The organism is Tenebrionibacter intestinalis, assembly GCF_016632365.1.
Classification (GTDB): Bacteria; Pseudomonadota; Gammaproteobacteria; order Enterobacterales; family Enterobacteriaceae; genus Tenebrionibacter; species Tenebrionibacter intestinalis.
In genome coordinates, this window is sequence record NZ_JAEPBH010000191.1 from 1 (window position 1) to 372 (window position 372).

Here is a 372-nt window from a genome sequence, read left to right on the forward strand (position 1 = left end):
CTGCTGATGCCAGTAATATGTCGACGGGGCAATATCCAGTTCGCGACATACCGGCCCGACCCCGTGCGTACCACTCAGGCGTTCCATCAGCGGCATTATTTTTTCCAGTGGCGGTCGAGCTCCGCCTGCGCAAAATAAGCAGAAGCCTGGCGCAATATGTCATTGCTGCGGCGCAGTTCCCGGTTCTCACGTTCCAGTTCTTTTAAGCGCTGACGTTCGTCGACAGTCAGTCCACCATCAGCCAGGGCAGGGGCAACATCACCATGAACATCGGTTTTGTGCTGCTGCAGCCAGGTCCGCAGGGTATCGTAATGACAGCCAGGTTTTGATGAGAACGATTTGCTGATTTTGCTTTCATTTAGGATCTCCTTT

The 372-nt window shown here is 53.5% G+C and carries 1 pseudogene and 1 other annotated feature; the pseudogene reads right to left on the minus strand.

Annotated elements, in window-relative coordinates:
• Positions 1-372 (minus strand): annotated as a pseudogene (locus tag JJB97_RS18430) (hypothetical protein); the annotation flags it as partial.
• Positions 25-141: a sequence feature (AL1L pseudoknot), on the minus strand. Its footprint overlaps the pseudogene before it by 117 nt.